This is a genomic window from Microbacterium sp. JZ101, from assembly GCF_053903175.1.
The window spans coordinates 2773104-2789377 of the sequence record NZ_CP096400.1 but is presented as its reverse complement, the minus strand read 5'-3'; the positions used below and the strand labels follow the sequence as shown (position 1 = coordinate 2789377).

Annotated in this window: 13 protein-coding genes; 8 read left to right on the top strand and 5 right to left on the bottom strand. The window is 73.0% G+C overall.

The window, feature by feature from the left end:
* The first annotated feature begins 5 nt into the window (after positions 1 to 5).
* Entirely contained in the window at positions 6 to 3908 is a 3903-nt protein-coding gene (locus M1D56_RS12980) for a Pls/PosA family non-ribosomal peptide synthetase (protein WP_456283778.1), read from the top strand.
* Positions 3905 to 5236 carry a M1 family metallopeptidase gene (locus tag M1D56_RS12975; protein ID WP_456283777.1) on the top strand — a complete coding sequence of 444 codons (1332 nt, stop codon included), beginning with the start codon at positions 3905 to 3907 and terminating at the stop codon, positions 5234 to 5236. Before M1D56_RS12980 ends, M1D56_RS12975 begins: the two co-directional genes overlap by 4 nt.
* Here the strand turns inward: M1D56_RS12975 and M1D56_RS12970 are convergent.
* Entirely contained in the window at positions 5224 to 5799 is a 576-nt protein-coding gene (locus tag M1D56_RS12970) for a 4'-phosphopantetheinyl transferase family protein (RefSeq protein WP_456283776.1), read from the bottom strand. The genes M1D56_RS12975 and M1D56_RS12970 overlap by 13 nt on opposite strands.
* 35 nt (positions 5800 to 5834) lie before the next feature.
* Here M1D56_RS12970 and M1D56_RS12965 point away from each other — a divergent pair, with 35 nt between their 5' ends.
* The gene (locus M1D56_RS12965; RefSeq protein ID WP_456283775.1) at positions 5835 to 6443 is read left to right on the top strand and encodes a GNAT family N-acetyltransferase; all 609 of its coding nucleotides are present in this window, start codon (positions 5835 to 5837) and stop codon (positions 6441 to 6443) included.
* A gap of 112 nt (positions 6444 to 6555) precedes the next feature.
* Positions 6556 to 7350, top strand: coding sequence for a sulfite exporter TauE/SafE family protein (locus M1D56_RS12960; protein WP_456283774.1), 795 nt, complete (start codon positions 6556 to 6558; stop codon positions 7348 to 7350).
* Between the two features lie 11 nt (positions 7351 to 7361).
* Here the strand turns inward: M1D56_RS12960 and M1D56_RS12955 are convergent, their stop codons facing one another.
* Complete coding sequence (locus M1D56_RS12955) at positions 7362 to 7853, bottom strand: FBP domain-containing protein (protein ID WP_456283773.1); 492 nt, start codon at positions 7851 to 7853, stop codon at positions 7362 to 7364.
* A 334-nt stretch (positions 7854 to 8187) separates the two neighbouring features.
* On the opposite strand from M1D56_RS12955, the gene M1D56_RS12950 reads away from it, so the two are divergent.
* Genes M1D56_RS12950 through M1D56_RS12940 form a run of 3 tightly spaced genes read left to right on the top strand, consistent with a single transcriptional unit; the run spans position 8188 to position 10176 of the window.
* Positions 8188 to 8646, top strand: coding sequence for an FAS1-like dehydratase domain-containing protein (locus M1D56_RS12950; protein WP_271173650.1), 459 nt, complete (start codon positions 8188 to 8190; stop codon positions 8644 to 8646).
* The gene (locus tag M1D56_RS12945) at positions 8639 to 9043 is read left to right on the top strand and encodes a MaoC/PaaZ C-terminal domain-containing protein (RefSeq protein ID WP_271173649.1); all 405 of its coding nucleotides are present in this window, start codon (positions 8639 to 8641) and stop codon (positions 9041 to 9043) included. The genes M1D56_RS12950 and M1D56_RS12945 overlap by 8 nt, the downstream gene beginning before the upstream one ends.
* Complete coding sequence (locus M1D56_RS12940) at positions 9040 to 10176, top strand: UDP-N-acetylmuramate dehydrogenase (RefSeq protein ID WP_271173648.1); 1137 nt, start codon at positions 9040 to 9042, stop codon at positions 10174 to 10176. Before M1D56_RS12945 ends, M1D56_RS12940 begins: the two co-directional genes overlap by 4 nt.
* A 118-nt stretch (positions 10177 to 10294) precedes the next feature.
* Here M1D56_RS12940 and M1D56_RS12935 read toward each other — a convergent pair whose 3' ends face one another.
* The 3 genes from M1D56_RS12935 to aceA all read right to left on the bottom strand — a co-directional run bounded on the left by M1D56_RS12935 (position 10295) and on the right by aceA (position 14649).
* Entirely contained in the window at positions 10295 to 11494 is a 1200-nt protein-coding gene (locus M1D56_RS12935; protein ID WP_456283772.1) for a pyridoxal phosphate-dependent aminotransferase, read from the bottom strand.
* A gap of 130 nt (positions 11495 to 11624) precedes the next feature.
* Positions 11625 to 13283 carry a malate synthase A gene (gene aceB, locus M1D56_RS12930; protein ID WP_456283771.1) on the bottom strand — a complete coding sequence of 553 codons (1659 nt, stop codon included), beginning with the start codon at positions 13281 to 13283 and terminating at the stop codon, positions 11625 to 11627.
* A 49-nt stretch (positions 13284 to 13332) separates the two neighbouring features.
* A complete protein-coding gene (gene aceA / locus M1D56_RS12925; RefSeq protein WP_456283770.1) occupies positions 13333 to 14649 on the bottom strand; it encodes an isocitrate lyase in 1317 nt (438 codons plus the stop codon).
* A 145-nt stretch (positions 14650 to 14794) separates the two neighbouring features.
* Between aceA and M1D56_RS12920 the strand changes: the two genes are divergently transcribed.
* Positions 14795 to 16264 carry a helix-turn-helix domain-containing protein gene (locus M1D56_RS12920; RefSeq protein ID WP_456283769.1) on the top strand — a complete coding sequence of 490 codons (1470 nt, stop codon included), beginning with the start codon at positions 14795 to 14797 and terminating at the stop codon, positions 16262 to 16264.
* Positions 16265 to 16274 lie beyond the last annotated feature (10 nt).

The window sequence follows — 16274 nt, the reverse complement described above, 5'->3', positions numbered from 1 at the left end:
ACAGGTTGACCGACACCGCGGCGGCGCAGAGCGCCGTGCTCGATCGCGGCGAGAGCGCCGCACCCCCGCGCACCCTCGTCGACATCCTCGAGGAGACCGCGCGGGCGCATCCCGACGCGTCCGCCATCGAGGACGCCGACGGAGCGCTCAGCTACCGCGAGCTGCTCGCGCAGGTGCGGGCCGTCGCCCAGCGCCTGCGGACGCACGGGGTGCGCCGCGGAGACCGCGTCGGCGTGCGGATGGCCTCGGGAACGGCGGAGCTGTACGTCTCGATCCTCGCGGTGCTCGCCGCGGGAGCCGCGTACGTGCCCGTCGACGCGGACGACCCCCAGGAGCGCGCCGACCTCGTGTTCGGCGAGGCGAAGGTGCGCGGCGTCCTCACGGGCGGCGGGCGATTCGAGCCCACCGATGCGTCCGCCCCGGTCGCCGAGCCCGCCGAGGACCAGCGCCCCGGCCTCGACGACGACGCCTGGATCATCTTCACCTCGGGCTCGACGGGCACCCCGAAGGGCGTCGCCGTCTCGCACCGCTCGGCCGCGGCGTTCGTCGACGCCGAGGCGCGCCTGTTCCTCGCCGACGAGCCGCTCGGGCCCGGCGACCGCGTGCTCGCCGGCCTCTCCGTCGCCTTCGACGCGTCGTGCGAGGAGATGTGGCTCGCGTGGCGCTCGGGGGCGTGTCTCGTTCCCGCCCCGCGCTCGCTCGTGCGATCGGGATCCGACCTCGGCCCGTGGCTGCTCGGCCACGGCATCACGGCCGTCTCGACCGTCCCGACGCTCGCCGCGCTGTGGCCCGCCGACACGATCGAGAACGTGCGCCTCCTCATCTTCGGCGGCGAGGCCTGCCCGCCCGAGCTCGTCGCCCGTCTCGTCGGCGAGGGCCGCGAGGTCTGGAACACCTACGGGCCCACCGAGGCGACCGTCGTGGCGTGCGCGGCGCTCATGCGCGCCGACGAGCCCGTGCGGATCGGCCTTCCGCTCGACGGATGGCAGCTGGCCGTCGTCGACGCCGACGGCCGCCCGGTCGCGGCGGGCGAGCCCGGCGAGCTCATCATCGGCGGGGTCGGCCTCGCGCGCTACCTCGACCCCGCCAAGGACGCCGAGAAGTACGCGCCCATGCCGACTCTCGGGTGGGAGCGGGCGTACCGCTCGGGCGACATGGTGCGTTTCGAGCCCGAAGGCCTCCTCTTCCAGGGCCGCGTCGACGACCAGGTGAAGGTGGGAGGGCGCCGCATCGAGCTGGGCGAGGTCGAGGCCGCGCTCCAGGACCTCCCGGGCGTCGGCGGCGCCGCGGTCGCGGTCCGCAAGACCGCGGCCGGCGTCGACATCCTCGTCGGCTACCTCGTCGCCGATGTCGGCTTCGACCGCGCCGACGCCCGCTCGCGCCTCGCTGAGCGCCTGCCGGCGCCGCTCATCCCCACCCTCGCCGTCATCGACGAGCTGCCGACGCGCACGTCGGGCAAGGTCGACAAGGCCGCGCTGCCGTGGCCGCTCGCGGATGCGGGCGACGCCGACGCCTCCGACCTCGACGACGACGTCGCGTGGCTCGCCGCGCACTGGCAGGCCGTGCTCGGCATCCCCGTCGCCGATCCGGATGCCGACTTCTTCGACCTCGGCGGCGGATCGCTCGCGGCCGCTCAGCTCGTCACGCTCATCCGCGCGACCGCGCCCGAGTTCACGGTCGCCGACGTGTACAGCCACCCGCGTCTCGCCGCGATGGCCGAAGCCGCGCTCGACACCGTCGACCCCGAGGCCGCCGGCGGGTTCAGCACGCCCGCGCCGACGCCCCGGCTCACGCAGTGGACCCAGTCGCTCGTCGGGATCCCGCTCTTCATCCTCACCGGCGCCCGCTGGCTCGTGTACGCGCTCACGGCCTCGACTCTCCTGTCGCTCGTCCCCGGGTTCGAGGCCCTCCCGGTCATCGACTGGTGGTGGACGCTCCTCGGGCTCATCGTCTTCGCGACGCCGTTCGGGCGGATGGCGCTGGGCGCGCTGTTCGCGCGGGTGCTGCTCGCGGGACTCCGGCCGGGCGACTACCGCCGCGGGGGCGCGACGCACATGCGCCTCTGGCTCGCCGAGAAGGTCACCGACCAGATCGACCCGGTCGGCCTCGCGGGTGCGCCGTGGGTCACCTACTACGCGCGCGCCCTCGGCGCGAAGATCGGCCGGGACGTCGACCTCCACACCATGCCGCCCGTGACGGGCATGCTCGAGGTCGGCTCGGGCGCCGCGATCGAGCCCGAGGTCGACCTGTCGGGGTACTGGATCGACGGCGAGACCGTCCGCATCGGCGGCATCCGCATCGGCGCCGGCGCGACGATCGGCGCGCGCAGCACCCTCGCTCCGGGAACGAAGATCGGCCAGGGCGCGGAGGTCGGCCCCGGATCGGCCGTGTTCGGCCGCGTGCGCGCGGGGCAGCACTGGTCAGGTTCGCCCGCCGTTCGAGCGGGCGCCGCGACGAGGGGATGGCCGCAGGAGCGCCCGCCCGCACCGCGTCGTCACCTGGCGCTCTATGCCCTGTCGTCGATGGGCCTCGCGCTCCTGCCGATCGTCGCGTTCGCCGCGGGCGGCCTCGTGCTCGCGCTCGGCATGCGCGGCGCCGACGACCTCGCGGAGGCCGCGCTCGCCGCCTTCGCGCTCCTCGTGCCGGCCGTCGTCGTGACGGGCCTCGTCTTCGCCGGCGCGGTCGTCGTGCTCGTGCGGCTGCTCTCGATCGGCCTGCGCGAGGGCACGTATCCCATCCGCAGCGTGCCGGCGTGGCAGGCCTGGAGCATCGAGCGCCTCCTCGACGCCGCGCGCACCGTGCTCTTCCCGATCTACTCGAGCCTCTTCACGCCCGTGTGGCTGCGGCTTCTCGGCGCGAAGGTCGGGCGCGACGTCGAGGCGTCGACGGTTCTGCTCCTGCCGTCGATGACGACGATCGACGACGGCGCGTTCCTCGCCGACGACACGATGGTCGCCTCATACGAGCTGCGCGGCGGATGGCTCAGGGTCGCGCCCGCGCGGATCGGCAAGCGGGCGTTCCTTGGCAACTCGGGGATGGCCGCGGCCGGCCACCGTGTTCCCAAGGACGGCCTCGTCGCCGTGCTGTCGGTCGCGCCCATGAAGGCCAAGGCCGGCTCCAGCTGGCTCGGGTCGCCGCCCGTCCGCCTCCGGCGCGTCGTCGCCGAGGTCGACGAGAGCCGCACCTTCCGGCCATCCGCCCGGCTGCGCGTCGCCCGCACGCTGTGGGAGCTGTGCCGCTTCGTGCCCGTCGTGATCACGTGCGGTCTCGGGCTCGGCGTGCTGTTCGCCCTCTATGCGCTCGCCCAGCTGCTCGGCGTGGTCGTCACCCTCCTGCTCTCGGGCGTCGTCATGCTCGCGGCCGGGGCGGTCGCCGCGCTCGTCTCGACCGCCGCCAAGTGGCTCATCGTCGGGCCGATCCGCGCGGGGGAGCAGCCGCTCTGGTCGAGCTTCGTGTGGCGCACGGAGGTCTCGGACACCTTCGTCGAGATGCTCGCTGCGCCGTGGTTCGCGCGGCCCGCGTCGGGCACGCCCGCGCTCGCCGCATGGCTGCGGTCGCTCGGCGCTCGCATCGGCCGCGGGGTGTGGTGCGAGAGCTACTGGCTGCCCGAGCCCGACCTCGTCACGCTCGGCGACGGCGCGACGGTCAACCGCGGGTGCGTCGTGCAGACCCACCTGTTCCATGATCGAATCATGAGCATGGACACCGTGACGCTCGAGCCGGGGGCGACCCTCGGCCCCCACAGCGTGATCCTGCCGGCGGCCTCGATCGGCGCGCACGCGACGGTCGGCCCTGCCTCGCTCGTCATGCGCGGCGAGGCCGTGCCCGTCGGCAGCCGCTGGAGCGGCAACCCGATCGGACCGTGGCGAGCCGTGAAGGTGCGCGCCTACCAGGCGACTGCCTCGTGACGGCCGGCCTGGGCGCCGACCCGTACGTGCCGCGCAGCGGCGACACGCGGTACCGCGTCGAGCGCTACGACGTCGACCTCGACTACCGCATCGCGACGAACCGGCTCGCGGGGCGAGCCGAGATCGCCCTCGTCACGCTCGCGGACACCTCTGTGCTGTCCTTCGACCTCGTGGGGCTGCGCGCGTCGAACGTGCAGGTGCGCGGGCACAAGGTCGCCAAGATGCGCCAGTCGGAGCGCCGCGTGCGCGTCACGCTGTCGGAGGGGCTCCCGGCCGGGACAGCCCTCGACGTCCGCATCGACTACGCGGGCTCGCCGCGGCCGCGCCGGTCTCCCTGGGGTCCGATCGGCTGGGAGGAGCTCGAGGACGGCGTGCTCGTGGCCTCGCAGCCCACCGGCGCGCCGACCTGGTTCCCGTGCAACGACCGCGTCGCCGACAAGGCGCGGTACCGGATCGCGATCGCGTGCGATCAGAACCACCGCGTCGAGGCGACGGGGCGCCGGGTGTCGACGACGACACGCGCGGGGCGCACGACGCACGTCTTCGAGGAGGACACCCCGACGTCGGCCTACCTCGTCACGGTGCAGATCGGGCGCTACGTCTCCCGCCAGATCGCCGAGACGGCCGAGGGGGTCCCGGTCGCCGCGGTGCATCCGCCCGCACTCGCCGCGCGCGTCGACGCGGACCTCGCGGTCGTCCCGCGCATCCTCGAGACGTTCGAGCGGGCCTTCGGGCCCTACCCGATGTCGGTGTGCCGTCTCGTGGTCACCGAGGACGAGCTGGAGATCCCGCTCGAGGCGCAGGGGATGGCAGTGTTCGGCGCGAATCACATCGACGGGCGCGGCGGATCGGAGCGCCTCGTCGCCCACGAGATCGCGCACCAGTGGTTCGGCAACAGCGTGGGCGTCGGGCAGTGGCGCGACATCTGGCTCAACGAGGGCTTCGCGTGCTACGCCGAGTGGATCTGGTCCGAGGCGAAGGGCGGCCCCTCGGCCGACGAGCTCGCACGCACGCACCACGCGCGGCTGCGTCAGCTCCCGCAGGACCTCCTCCTGAGCGACCCGGGGCCCGACCTCATGTTCGACGACCGGGTCTACAAGCGCGGCGCGCTCGCGCTGCACGCCCTGCGTCTGACGATCGGCGATCCGGCGTTCTTCGATCTCGTGCGGGCGTGGACCGCGAACCACCGCCACGGGGTCGCCGCGTCGGCGGACTTCGAGCGGATGGCCGACCCCGTGCTCGCTCCATGGCTGCACGAGCGCGCGCTGCCCGAGCTGCCGCCGCGCCGGTCCGGCCGCGCAGCGGGCCCAGCGCGTCAGGACGACTGAGACACCGCGATCGCCGCGACGTGCGCGGCGTCGATCGTGAGGTCGCGCACGTCGTAGACGGCCCCCTCGAGCTCCGCGCGCCATCCGTTGCCCGCCGGGGCGAGCTCGACCGCGGCGGGATCGACGCGCATGCCGCGGCCATCCGCCTTGAGCACGGCCTCGACCCTGGTCCAGTGCCGCAGCGGATCCTCCCCGGGCGGCACCGGGATGGGCGGAGGCACGCGCAGAGCGCTCGCCGTCTCGACGTCGACCCCAACGCGGCGGCGGGAGACCGCCGCGAGCGATCCGCCATCCGCGTGCGACGTGCTCGCGAAGAGGCGCGCGCCATCCGCCCGCACCTCGGGAGCACCGTGCCGCGCGCCGCACTCGGGGCAGCGTGCCGGCTCGACGACCGCGCGCTCGTCGAGCAGCGCGCGCAGCGCCGCGCGCCCGCGGAGGAACCGTGCGCGCCGCGGAGCCGTCAGCGCCGCCGCGCGCTCGGCGTCGGCGGACGACAGGGCAGGCAGGGCGGCGTCGGACGCCGCGAGCCACGCGACGCCCGGGGCGACGAGGCGGACGGGCACCTCGCGAGGCTACCGCGCGGGATAGCCTGGCGGTCGTGAGCGAACCCGCCGCGCTGATGCGTCCGTACCGCCCCTCCGATCGCGCCGCCCTCGGCGAGGTGTGCGTGCGCACCGCCGACGCGGGCGGCGACGCGACCGGCCTCCTCGGCGACGACGAGCTGTGGCCCGAGCTCTTCCTGTATCCGTACGTCGACCGTCACCCCGATCTCGCCCTCGTCGTCGAGTCGGGAGGGCGCGCGGCCGGCTACATCGTGTGCGCGCCCGACACGACCGCCTTCGAGACCTGGTTCCGCGACACGTGGTGGCCGTCGCGCGCCGCGCGGTTCCCCGACCCCGGCGATCGCCCGGGGCGCGAAGCCGACCTCCTCCGGTACGCGCATCGCCGGGGCCCCGAAGACCAGCCGCATCTCGCCGCCCATCCCGCACATCTCCACATCGACCTGCTGCCCGAGCTGCAGGGACAGGGGTGGGGGCGGCGCCTCGTCGAGACGCTGCTCGACGCCCTGCGCGAGCGCGGCGTGCCGGGCGTGCACCTCGCCGCGGATCCCGCGAACAAGGGCGCGCTCGCGTTCTACCCGCGCCTGGGGTTCACCCGCGTCGAGAGCGCCCGCGACTCCGCGGTGTTCGTCCGCGCGCTGCGCTGACGCCGCGCGCGCCCCGCGCGTCATCGCCGGAAACATGCCGTTGGTAGCGTGGACGGATGGCTCACGGACGGATGACGAGGGATGGCGCGGTGTCGGCGATCGGGTCGGCGCAGTGACCGAGGTGCGCCGCCGCGGCGCGGGGGCGATCGCGGCGTTCGTCGGGATCGGCGCGCTCGCGGGCTTCCTGTCCGGGCTCTTCGGCGTGGGCGGCGGCACGGTCATCGTCCCGCTGCTCGTGCTCCTCGTCGGCTTCACGCAGCGCCTGGGCGCGGGGACGTCGTCGGCGGCGATCATCCCGACGGCGATCGTCGGCGTCATCTCCTACGCCGTGAACGGCGACGTCGACTGGATCGCGGCGCTGCTCATCGCCGCGGGCGCCGTCTTCGGCGCGCAGATCGGCGTGCGGATGCTCCACGCGCTGTCGGAGCCCGTGCTCCGGTGGATCTTCGTCGGCTTCCTCGTCGTCGTCATGATCAGCCTCTTCCTCATCGTGCCCTCGCGCGACGCCGTGCTCGAGATCGACGTCTGGAGCGGCGCGGGCCTCGTCGTGCTCGGCCTCGTGACCGGCATCGTGTCGGGGCTCATCGGCGTCGGCGGCGGCATCGTCGTCGTGCCCGTCCTCATGCTGCTCTTCGGGATGAGCGACCTCGTCGCGAAGGGCACGTCGCTGCTCATGATGATCCCGACGTCGCTCTCGGGCACCGTGGCGAACATCCGCAAGCACAACGTCGACGTCGCCGCCGCCGTCGGCGTGGGCCTCGCGGCCTGCGCGACCGCGCCGCTCGGCACGTGGGTCGCGAACCTCGTCGACCCGCAGGTCGGCAACATCCTCTTCGCCGTCTTCCTCGTCGTGATCGCGGCGCAGATGGCCCAGAAGGCCATCCGCGCCGCGCGCGCGAGGGGGTGACCCCGGCGGCGTCAGCCCTCGACGCCGAGCGCGCGGATGAACGCCCGGACGTGCTCGCCGAGACGGCGGATGCGCTCGTCGCGCGCCGCCTCGCGGTCGAAGCCCTGGTACGCGAGGGGCGGGAGCTTCCGCACGGCGGCGGGGCACCCGAAGTTCGCGCACACCAGGGTGCCGATCGTGTCGCCCTTGCGGCCGGCGGGGCCCGTCTTGCGCGCCGCGAAGAACTGCACGTCGTTCGGCAGGGTCACGTCCTCGCACCATGAGCACAGGGCGCGGGCGCCCGTGCGCTGCTCGGCCTGGCGCAGGAGCACGCCCACGGGGCGCCCGCCGAGCTCCGCGACGACGTACGCGCGTCGGGGGAGCTTCGGGTCGGCCCAGCCGAGGTAGTCGAGCCGATCGAAGTCGCGCTCGGCGAAGTCGACGGGGAGGGCCAGGTCGGAGACCTCCTTGCGGGAGGCGTTGACGAAGGAGGCGCGGATGTCGCGCTCGGTCAGGGTGTTCATGTCATGTCCTCGAAGGCGGCCGCGTGCGTGCGCGGCGTCGTGTGTCAGCGGGACTCCGGCCGATGACGAGGCCGCCTGCCGTGCAGGAGGTCTCGCGAGCGGGTCGCGGTCTCGCGGGAGTGGTGAGGTCTCGCGCGGATGGCGAGAGCACGGCACGCCGCAGAAGGGCGCGCCGGAGCGACGGGCCGCGCAGGGGCGCGGCGACCGCTCAGGCTCTGTCGTCGGCGCGAGCGGCGCCGACGACCTCCTCACGCCCGCGACGCGGGCTCACACGATGGGACACGTGCGGCAGTCTACCGACCGCGCCTGGAGGCGGCCTCGTTAGGATGGCCGGGTGCCTGTGAACCCCGAACTGGTCGGACGAGAGTTCCCGCCGACGCCCCCGTATCTGGTGGGTCGCGAGAAGGTGCGCGAGTTCGCGCGCGCCGTCTTCGCCGACGCGCCGCAGCACAGCGACCCGGAGGCAGCGCGCGCGCTCGGCTACGCCGACGTCGTCGCGCCGCCGACCTTCGCGATGGTCGTCCAGGACCACACGCTGCAGCAGCTGCTGGGCGAGCCCGACAGCGGCATCGCGCTCGAGCGGACGATCCACGCCGAGCAGCGCTTCCGCTACACGCGCCCGATCGTCGCGGGCGACGAGCTCACGGCGCAGCTGACCGTCACGGGCATCCGCTCGGTCGGCTCGAACGCCATGATCACGAGCGACGCCGAGATCGTCGACGCCGAGGGGCGCCACGTCGTCACGGCGACGTCGGTCCTGCTCGTCGGGGGAGAGGAGAGCGCGGATGTCTGAGCTCACCGTCGGCGAGGTCGTCGCCGAGCGCACCGTGCACCTCACGCGCGAGTCCCTCGTGCGCTATGCCGGGGCATCCGGCGACTTCAATCCGATCCACTACCGCGACGACGTCGCCCAGTCGGTGGGCCTGCCCGGCGTGCTCGCACACGGCATGCTGACGATGGGCCTCGCGGTCGGCACGATCGCGGAGTGGCTCGGCGACACCGGCCGGATCGCCGAGTACGGCGTGCGCTTCACGCGCCCCGTCGTCGTGGACGCCGAGACCGGCGCCGACGTCTCGGTCGTCGCGAAGGTCGGGCAGGTCGCCGACGACACCGTGCGCATCGACCTCACCGTGACGCACGCCGACACGACCGTGCTCGGCAAGGCGCAGGTGCGCGTGCGCCGCGCATGAGCGAGATCGCGCCCATCCCCCTCTCGCAGCTCACGACCCTGCGGGTCGGCGCCGCGCCCGAGCGCATGATCGACGCGCACACGCGAGACGAGCTCGTCGCGGCCCTGCGCGACGTCTGGAGCGACGACGGCGAGTGGATGGTCCTCGGCGGCGGGTCGAACCTGCTCATGGGGGACGAGCCGTTCCCCGGCACGGTCGTCCGCATCCTCACCCGCGGCTTCGAGGTCGTCGGCGGCGCACGCGAGGGCCGCGTCCGGCTGCGCGTCGAGGCTGGCCAGAACTGGGACGAGCTCGTCGCCTGGACGGTCGCGAACGGGCTCGCGGGCATCGAGGCGATGTCGGGCATCCCCGGCACGTCGGGGGCCGCGCCGATCCAGAACGTGGGCGCCTACGGGCAGGAGATCGTCCAGACGCTCGTCGAGGTCGACCTCATCGACGCGTCCACGGGCGAGGTGTCGACGGTGCCGGCCGCCGACCTCGCGCTCGGCCCGCGCACGTCGGTGCTCAAGCGCCACTACGGGTCCGTGCCCGAGCGGGAGGCGGTCATCCTCTCGCTCACGCTCGAGCTCGAGCAGGTCGGCACGGGCGAGCGGCCCATCCGCGATGCGCGGCTGCGCAGCGCCCTCGGCGTCGCGGAGGACGCGGCGGTCTCGCTGGCGTGGATCCGCGATCACGTCCTCGCGATCCGGGCGTCCAAGGGCATGGTCCTCGACGACCCCGACGCCGACACGCACAGCGCGGGCTCGTTCTTCCAGAACCCGATCCTGCCCGAGTCGGTCGCGCGCACGCTGCCCGACGAGTGCCCGCGGTGGCCCGTCGAGCCGGATCTCGACCCGGTCGTCGTCATCCCGCTCGAGTCCTACGACGGGGCCCTGCCGCGCGTGGTGAGCACACGCGCCGACGTGAAGGTGCCCGCCGCGTGGCTCATCGAGCACTCGGGCATCGAGAAGGGCTTCCGCCTGCCGCGCTCGCGCGCTGGCGTGTCGACCAAGCACGCGCTCGCGCTCACGAACCGCGGCGGCGCCACCGGCGGGGAGGTCGCCGAGCTCGCGCGCTTCATCCGCAGCCGCGTGGCGGCGGAGTTCGGCATCGTGCTGCAGCCCGAGCCCGTCCTCGTGGGTGTCGAGCTGTAGCGCCGTCCCACCCGCACTTCATCGAAACTAGCCCCCGTGGTCGAAACCGGTGCTCGGAGCGCCGGTCTCGACGACGGGGGCTAGTCTCGTGGGCCGTGGTGGGCCGACCGACGGGGTGTTACGCGAAGAGCTCCTGGAGGCGCTGGACGCCCTCGAGCAGCTGGTCGTCGCCGAGCGCGTACGACAGGCGCAGGTAGCCGCTCGGGCCGAAGGCCTCGCCCGGCACGACGGCGACCTCGGCCTCGTCGAGGATGAAGTCGGCGAGCTCGAGCGACGTCTCGATGCGGCGCCCCTTCCACTCGCGGCCGAGCAGGCCCTGCACGTCGGGGTACGCGTAGAACGCCCCGAGCGGGTTCGGCACGGTGACGCCCTCGATCTTCGCGAGCTCCGAGACGATGAGGCGGCGACGGCGGTCGAACGCCGTGCGGAACTCCTCGACCTCGTCCTGCGGTCCGCTGAGTGCGGTGGTCGCCGCGATCTGCGCGATGTTGTTGACGTTGCTCGTGAGGTGCGACTGGAGGTTCGCGGCGAGGTTGATCGCGTCGGAGGGCCCGACCATCCAGCCCACGCGCCATCCGGTCATGGCGTACGTCTTCGCGACGCCGTTCAGCAGCAGGGTCTGCCCGGCGAGCTCGGGGACGGCCTCGACGATCGACACGGCGCGCGTGCCCTCGTAGACGAGGTTCTGGTAGATCTCGTCGGTGATCACCCAGATGCCGTGCTCGAGCGCCCACTGGCCGATCGCGGCGGTCTCCTCGGCGGTGTAGACCGAGCCGGTGGGGTTGGAGGGCGACACGAACACGAGGACGGTCGTGCGCTCCGTGCGCGCGGCCTCGAGCTGCTCGACGGTGACCTTGTACTCCTGGTCGGCGCCCGCGAAGACCTCGACCGGGACGCCGTCGGCGAGGCGGATGGCCTCGGGGTACGTCGTCCAGTACGGCGCGGGCAGGAGCACCTCGTCGCCGGGGTTCACGACGGCCTGGAACGCCTGGTAGACGGCCTGCTTGCCGCCGTTCGTCACGACGATCTGGCTCGGCGACACCTCGAGGCCCGAGTCGCGGAGGGTCTTCGCGGCGATCGCCTCGCGCAGCGGGAGGAGACCCGCGGCGGGGGTGTAGCGGAAGTTCGCCGGGTTGCGGAGCGCCTCGGCCGCCGCGTCCACGACGAACTGCGGCGTCGAGAAGTCGGGCTCGCCGGCGGCATACGAGATGACGGGCTTGCCCTCGGCCTTCAGGGCTTTCGCCTTGGCGTCGACCTTGAGGGTCGCGGATTCGGCGATGGCGGAGAGCTTGCGAGAGAGCGGTGCGCGGTCGGTCACGCCCCCAGCGTAGTCGGCGCGACGCGGGCGCGCCGCTCGCCGACGGGGCGAAAACTCGGCCGTTCCTTCGCCCTGGTCAAGCCCGTGCGAGCCGGAGGCCCGAGGCTCCGACTCGCACGGGCGCAGGACGTCAGTCCCGTTCGACGAGATGGTCGGCGTAGGCCTTCGTCGTGAGGAAGGCGCGGAACGTCGGGCTCAGGGCCACGTCGCGGAAGACCTCGGCCGCCTCGTCGAAGCGGTCGCCCTCCGAGCGCTCGACCTCGCCGAGCACCCGGTCGACGAGCTCCGACACGTACTCGCGGGTGATCGGCGTGCCCTGCTCGGTGACCTGCTCCTGCCGGATCCACTGCCAGATCTGCGAGCGCGAGATCTCGGCCGTCGCCGCGTCCTCCATGAGGCCGTCGATCGCCACGGCCCCGAGCCCGCGCAGCCAGGCCTCGATGTAGCGGATGGCCACGGACACGTTCCCGTGGACGCCCTCGTCGGTGATCGCGCGCCCGATCCACAGGTTGAGCAGGTGGCGCTCGCGCACCCTGACGTCGTCGCGGGTGCGCTCGAGCTGGTTCGGCCGGTCTCCGAGCACGGCGTCGAACTCCGCCTGGGCGACGGGGATGAGGTCGGGGTGCGCGACCCACGTGCCGTCGAAGCCGTCCGCTGCCTCGCGCTTCTTGTCGGCCGCGACCTTCTCCATCGCCCGCGCATTCGCCTCGGGGTCCCTGCGGTTGGGGATGAACGCGCTCATGCCGCCGATCGCGTACGCGCCGCGCCGGTGGCACGTCTGCACGAGGAGCTCGGTGTAGGCGCGCATGAAGTCGACTGTCATCGTGACCTCGTTCCGGTCGGGCAGCACGAAGCGCGATCCGCGGCCGCGGTAGGTCTTGATGATCGAGAAGATGTAGTCCCAGCGGCCCGCGTTGAGCCCCGCGCAGTGGTCGCGCAGCTCGTAGAGGATCTCCTCCATCTCGAACGCGGCCGGCAGCGTCTCGATCAGCACGGTCGCGCGGATCGTGCCGTGCGGGATGCCGAGGTACTGCTCCGAGAACGAGAAGACGTGGTCCCACAGGCGCGCCTCCTCCGCAGACTCGATCTTCGGCAGGTAGAAGTACGGGCCTGCGCCGTTGGCGATGAGCTGCTCGGCGTTGTGGAAGACGTAGAGGCCGAAGTCGACGAGCGAGCCCGAAGCGGGCATCGTGCGCCCGTGGCGGTCGGTGAAGAGCAGGTGGTGCTCCTCGAGGTGCCAGCCGCGGGGTCGCATCACGATCGTGGGCGTGCGCTCGGCGGTGACCTCGTAGCGGCGGCCGTCCGGGCTCGTGTACGAGAGGTCGCCGCGGATCGCGTCGCGCAGCGACAGCTGCCCGCCGATGACATTGCGCCAGGTCGGGCTCGTCGCGTCCTCCTGGTCGGCGAGCCACACGCGGGCCCCCGAGTTCAGCGCGTTGATCGTCATGCGCGGATCGGTCGGGCCGGTGATCTCGACGCGTCGGTCCTCGAGACCCGGCCCGGGGCCCGCGACGCGCCAGGAGGCGTCTTCGCGGATGCGCGCGATGTCCTCGCGGAAGCGCGGGTCCCGGCCGTTGCCGATCTCGTAGCCGCGCCGCATCCGATCGGCGAGACGGTCGTAGCGCGCGCCTGCGAAGAGCTCGTGCAGCTGGGCGAGGAACGCGAGCGCCTCGGGGGTGAGGATCTCCTCGAAGCGCTCGTGGAGGCGGCCGGCGACCTCGATCGACGGGGCGGTGCGCGCGCGGTAGCGCTCGTCGGCGGCGGGCGGGGCGATGTCGGTGATGGTCATGATGACTCCTGAAGGGAAGGGAAGCGGATGGCCTGAGCCGGGTGCGGCATCAGTGGAACTGCTCGGCCTCGGTGGAGCCGACGAGAGCGAGGGTGGCGCTCGAGGGGTTGAGGGCGGTCGACACGTGGTCGAAGTAGCCGGTGCCGACCTCGCGCTGGTGCTTGGTGGCGGTGTAGCCGTCGGCCTCGGCGGCGAACTCGGCGTCCTGCAGCTCGACGTAGGCCGTCATCGCGCGCTCGGCGTAGCCGCGCGCGAGCTGGTACATCGAGTGGTTGAGGGCGTGGAAGCCGGCGAGGGTGATGAACTGGAACCGGTAGCCGAGCTCGGCGAGCTGCTCCTGGAACGACGCGATCTGGCTGTCGGACAGCGCGCGGTGCCAGTTGAAGCTGGGCGAGCAGTTGTAGGCGAGCATCTTGCCGGGGTGCTCGGCGTGGATCGCCGCCGCGAACTCGCGGGCGAGCTCGATGTCGGGGGTTCCCGTCTCGACCCAGAGCAGGTCGGCGTACGGGGCGTAGGCGAGCCCGCGGGAGATCACCGGCTCGATGCCGTTGCGCACGCGGTAGAAGCCCTCGTCCGTGCGCTCGCCGGTCGTGAACGCGCGGTCGCGCTCGTCGACGTCGCTCGTCAGGAGGTCGGCTGCGAGGGCATCGGTGCGCGCGATCTGGATGGTCGGCACGCCCGCGACGTCGGCCGCGAGCCGCGCGGCGTTGAGCGTGCGGATGTGCTGCTGCGTCGGCACGAGGACCTTGCCCCCGAGGTGCCCGCACTTCTTCTCGCTCGCGAGCTGGTCCTCCCAGTGGATGCCGGCGGCGCCCGCCTGGATCATCGCGTGCGCCAGCTCGTAGGCGTTGAGCGGGCCGCCGAAGCCGGCCTCCGCGTCGGCGACGATCGGGGCGAGCCAGTCGCGGGTCACCTCGCCCTCGGCGTGCTCGAGCTGGTCCTGGCGGAGGAGGGCGTTGTTGATGCGGCGCACGACGGCCGGAACGGAGTTCGCGGGGTAGAGCGACTGGTCGGGATACGTCTGCCCGGAGAGGTTCGCGTCTGCCGCGACCTGCCATCCGGAGAGGTAGATCGCCTTGAGCCCTGCACGGACCTGCTGGACCGCCTGGTTGCCGGTGAGCGCTCCGAGCGCGCGGATGTACTCGTCCGAGTTCAGGCGCTCCCACAGGACCTCCGCGCCGCGGCGGGCGAGGGTCGCCTCCTCGCGGACGGTGCCGCGCAGGCGGATGACGTCCTCGGCCGTGTAGTCGCGCGTGATGCCGTTCCAGCGGGGGTCGGCGCTCCACTCGAGGCGGAGCTCCTCGGCCGTCTGGGTCTGGTCGCCCGGGCGGCGACCGGCGGTCGTGTTCTCTTCGGGGGTGCTCATCATCGTGCTCCTCGTGGTGAGCGGCGGGTGCCGCGTGCTGTCGTGAACACAACGATCCGAGAAAGTCGAGCGATTCGGGGACGGTTCGTGAGGAGAAGTTCACGAGATCTTCTGCAGATCGGATGTCCTGTGGCATCATCGGCGCATGGTCGCCGCAGAAGAAGTCGAAGAGGACGGGCCCGACGCGCTCGCCGTGGGGCGCCGCATCCGCCAGCTCCGCGCCGAGCGGGGCATGACGCTCGATGCGCTCGCGGCGGCGGTCGGGCGCGCACCGAGCCAGCTCTCGATGATCGAGAACGGGCGGCGCGAGCCGCGCCTGTCGATGCTGCGCACGATCGCGAAGGCGCTCGGCGTGGGCATCGACGCGCTGCTCGAGGCCGACGCGCTCGACGAGCGGGCGGGCATGGAGATCGCGCTCGAGCGGGCGCTGCGCTCGCCGCGCATGCAGACCCTCGGGATCGAGCCCTTCCGCATCCCCAAGGCCGTCCCCGATGACGTGCTCCGAGCCATCCTCCGCCTGACCGGCGAGATCGACCGCCTGCATGACGAGCGCTCGGCGACGCCCGAGGAGGCGCGCCGCGCGAACGTCGAGCTGCGCCGTCTCATGCGACGGCAGGACAACTACTTCCCGGAGCTCGAGCAGAAGGCGCGCGAGCTCCTCGCGGCGATCGACCACCCGGGAGGGCCGCTCACGCAGCGCGCGGCGAGCGACATCGCGGCGCATCTCGGCTTCACGCTCCACTACGTGCCCGACCTCCCGCAGACCACGCGCAGCGTCGCCGACCTCCGCCACGGGCGGCTCTACCTCTCCGACCGGGTGAGCGGCGACCCGCGCACGGCGGTGCTGCAGGCTCTCGCCAGCCGCGTGCTCGGGCACTCGGCGCCTTCGGACTATCGGGAGTTCCTGCGGCAGCGCGTCGAGCAGAACTACCTGACCGGCGCCCTGCTCATCCCGGAGGATCACGCGGTGCCCGTGCTGCGCGAGGCGAAGGCGCGACGCGCGATCTCCATCGAGGACCTCCGCGACGCCTATGCGGTGTCGTATGAGAGCGCAGCCCACCGGTTCACGAACCTCGCGACCCGGCACCTCGACATCCCTGTCCACTTCCTCAAGGTGCACGAGTCGGGCACGATCACGAAGGCCTACGAGAACGACGACGTCAACTTCCCGACCGACCGCCTCGGGTCGATCGAGGGGCAGCTGTGCTGTCGGCTCTGGACGAGCCGCGTCGTCTTCGACGTCGACGACCGGTTCAACCCGTACTACCAGTACACCGACACGGGCAACGGGACCTACTGGTGCACGGCGCGCGTGGAGCATTCGAGCCAGGGCGCGCACTCGGTGAGCGTCGGCGTGCGCTTCGACGACACGAAGTGGTTCGTGGGGCGCGACACGCCCCAGCGCGGCGTGTCGCGGCACGCGGTCGAGACCTGCTGTCGGCGCCCGCCCGCCGAGCTCGAGTCCGCGTGGCGGGATGGCGCGTGGCCGAACGTGCGGACGCCGCGCACCCTGCTCGCGACGCTCCCGACCGGCTCCTTCCCGGGCGTCGACACGACCGACGTGTACGCGTTCCTGGAAGCCCACGCGCCGCGCGAGCACGCGGACGCGCGCTGAGCGGACGGCG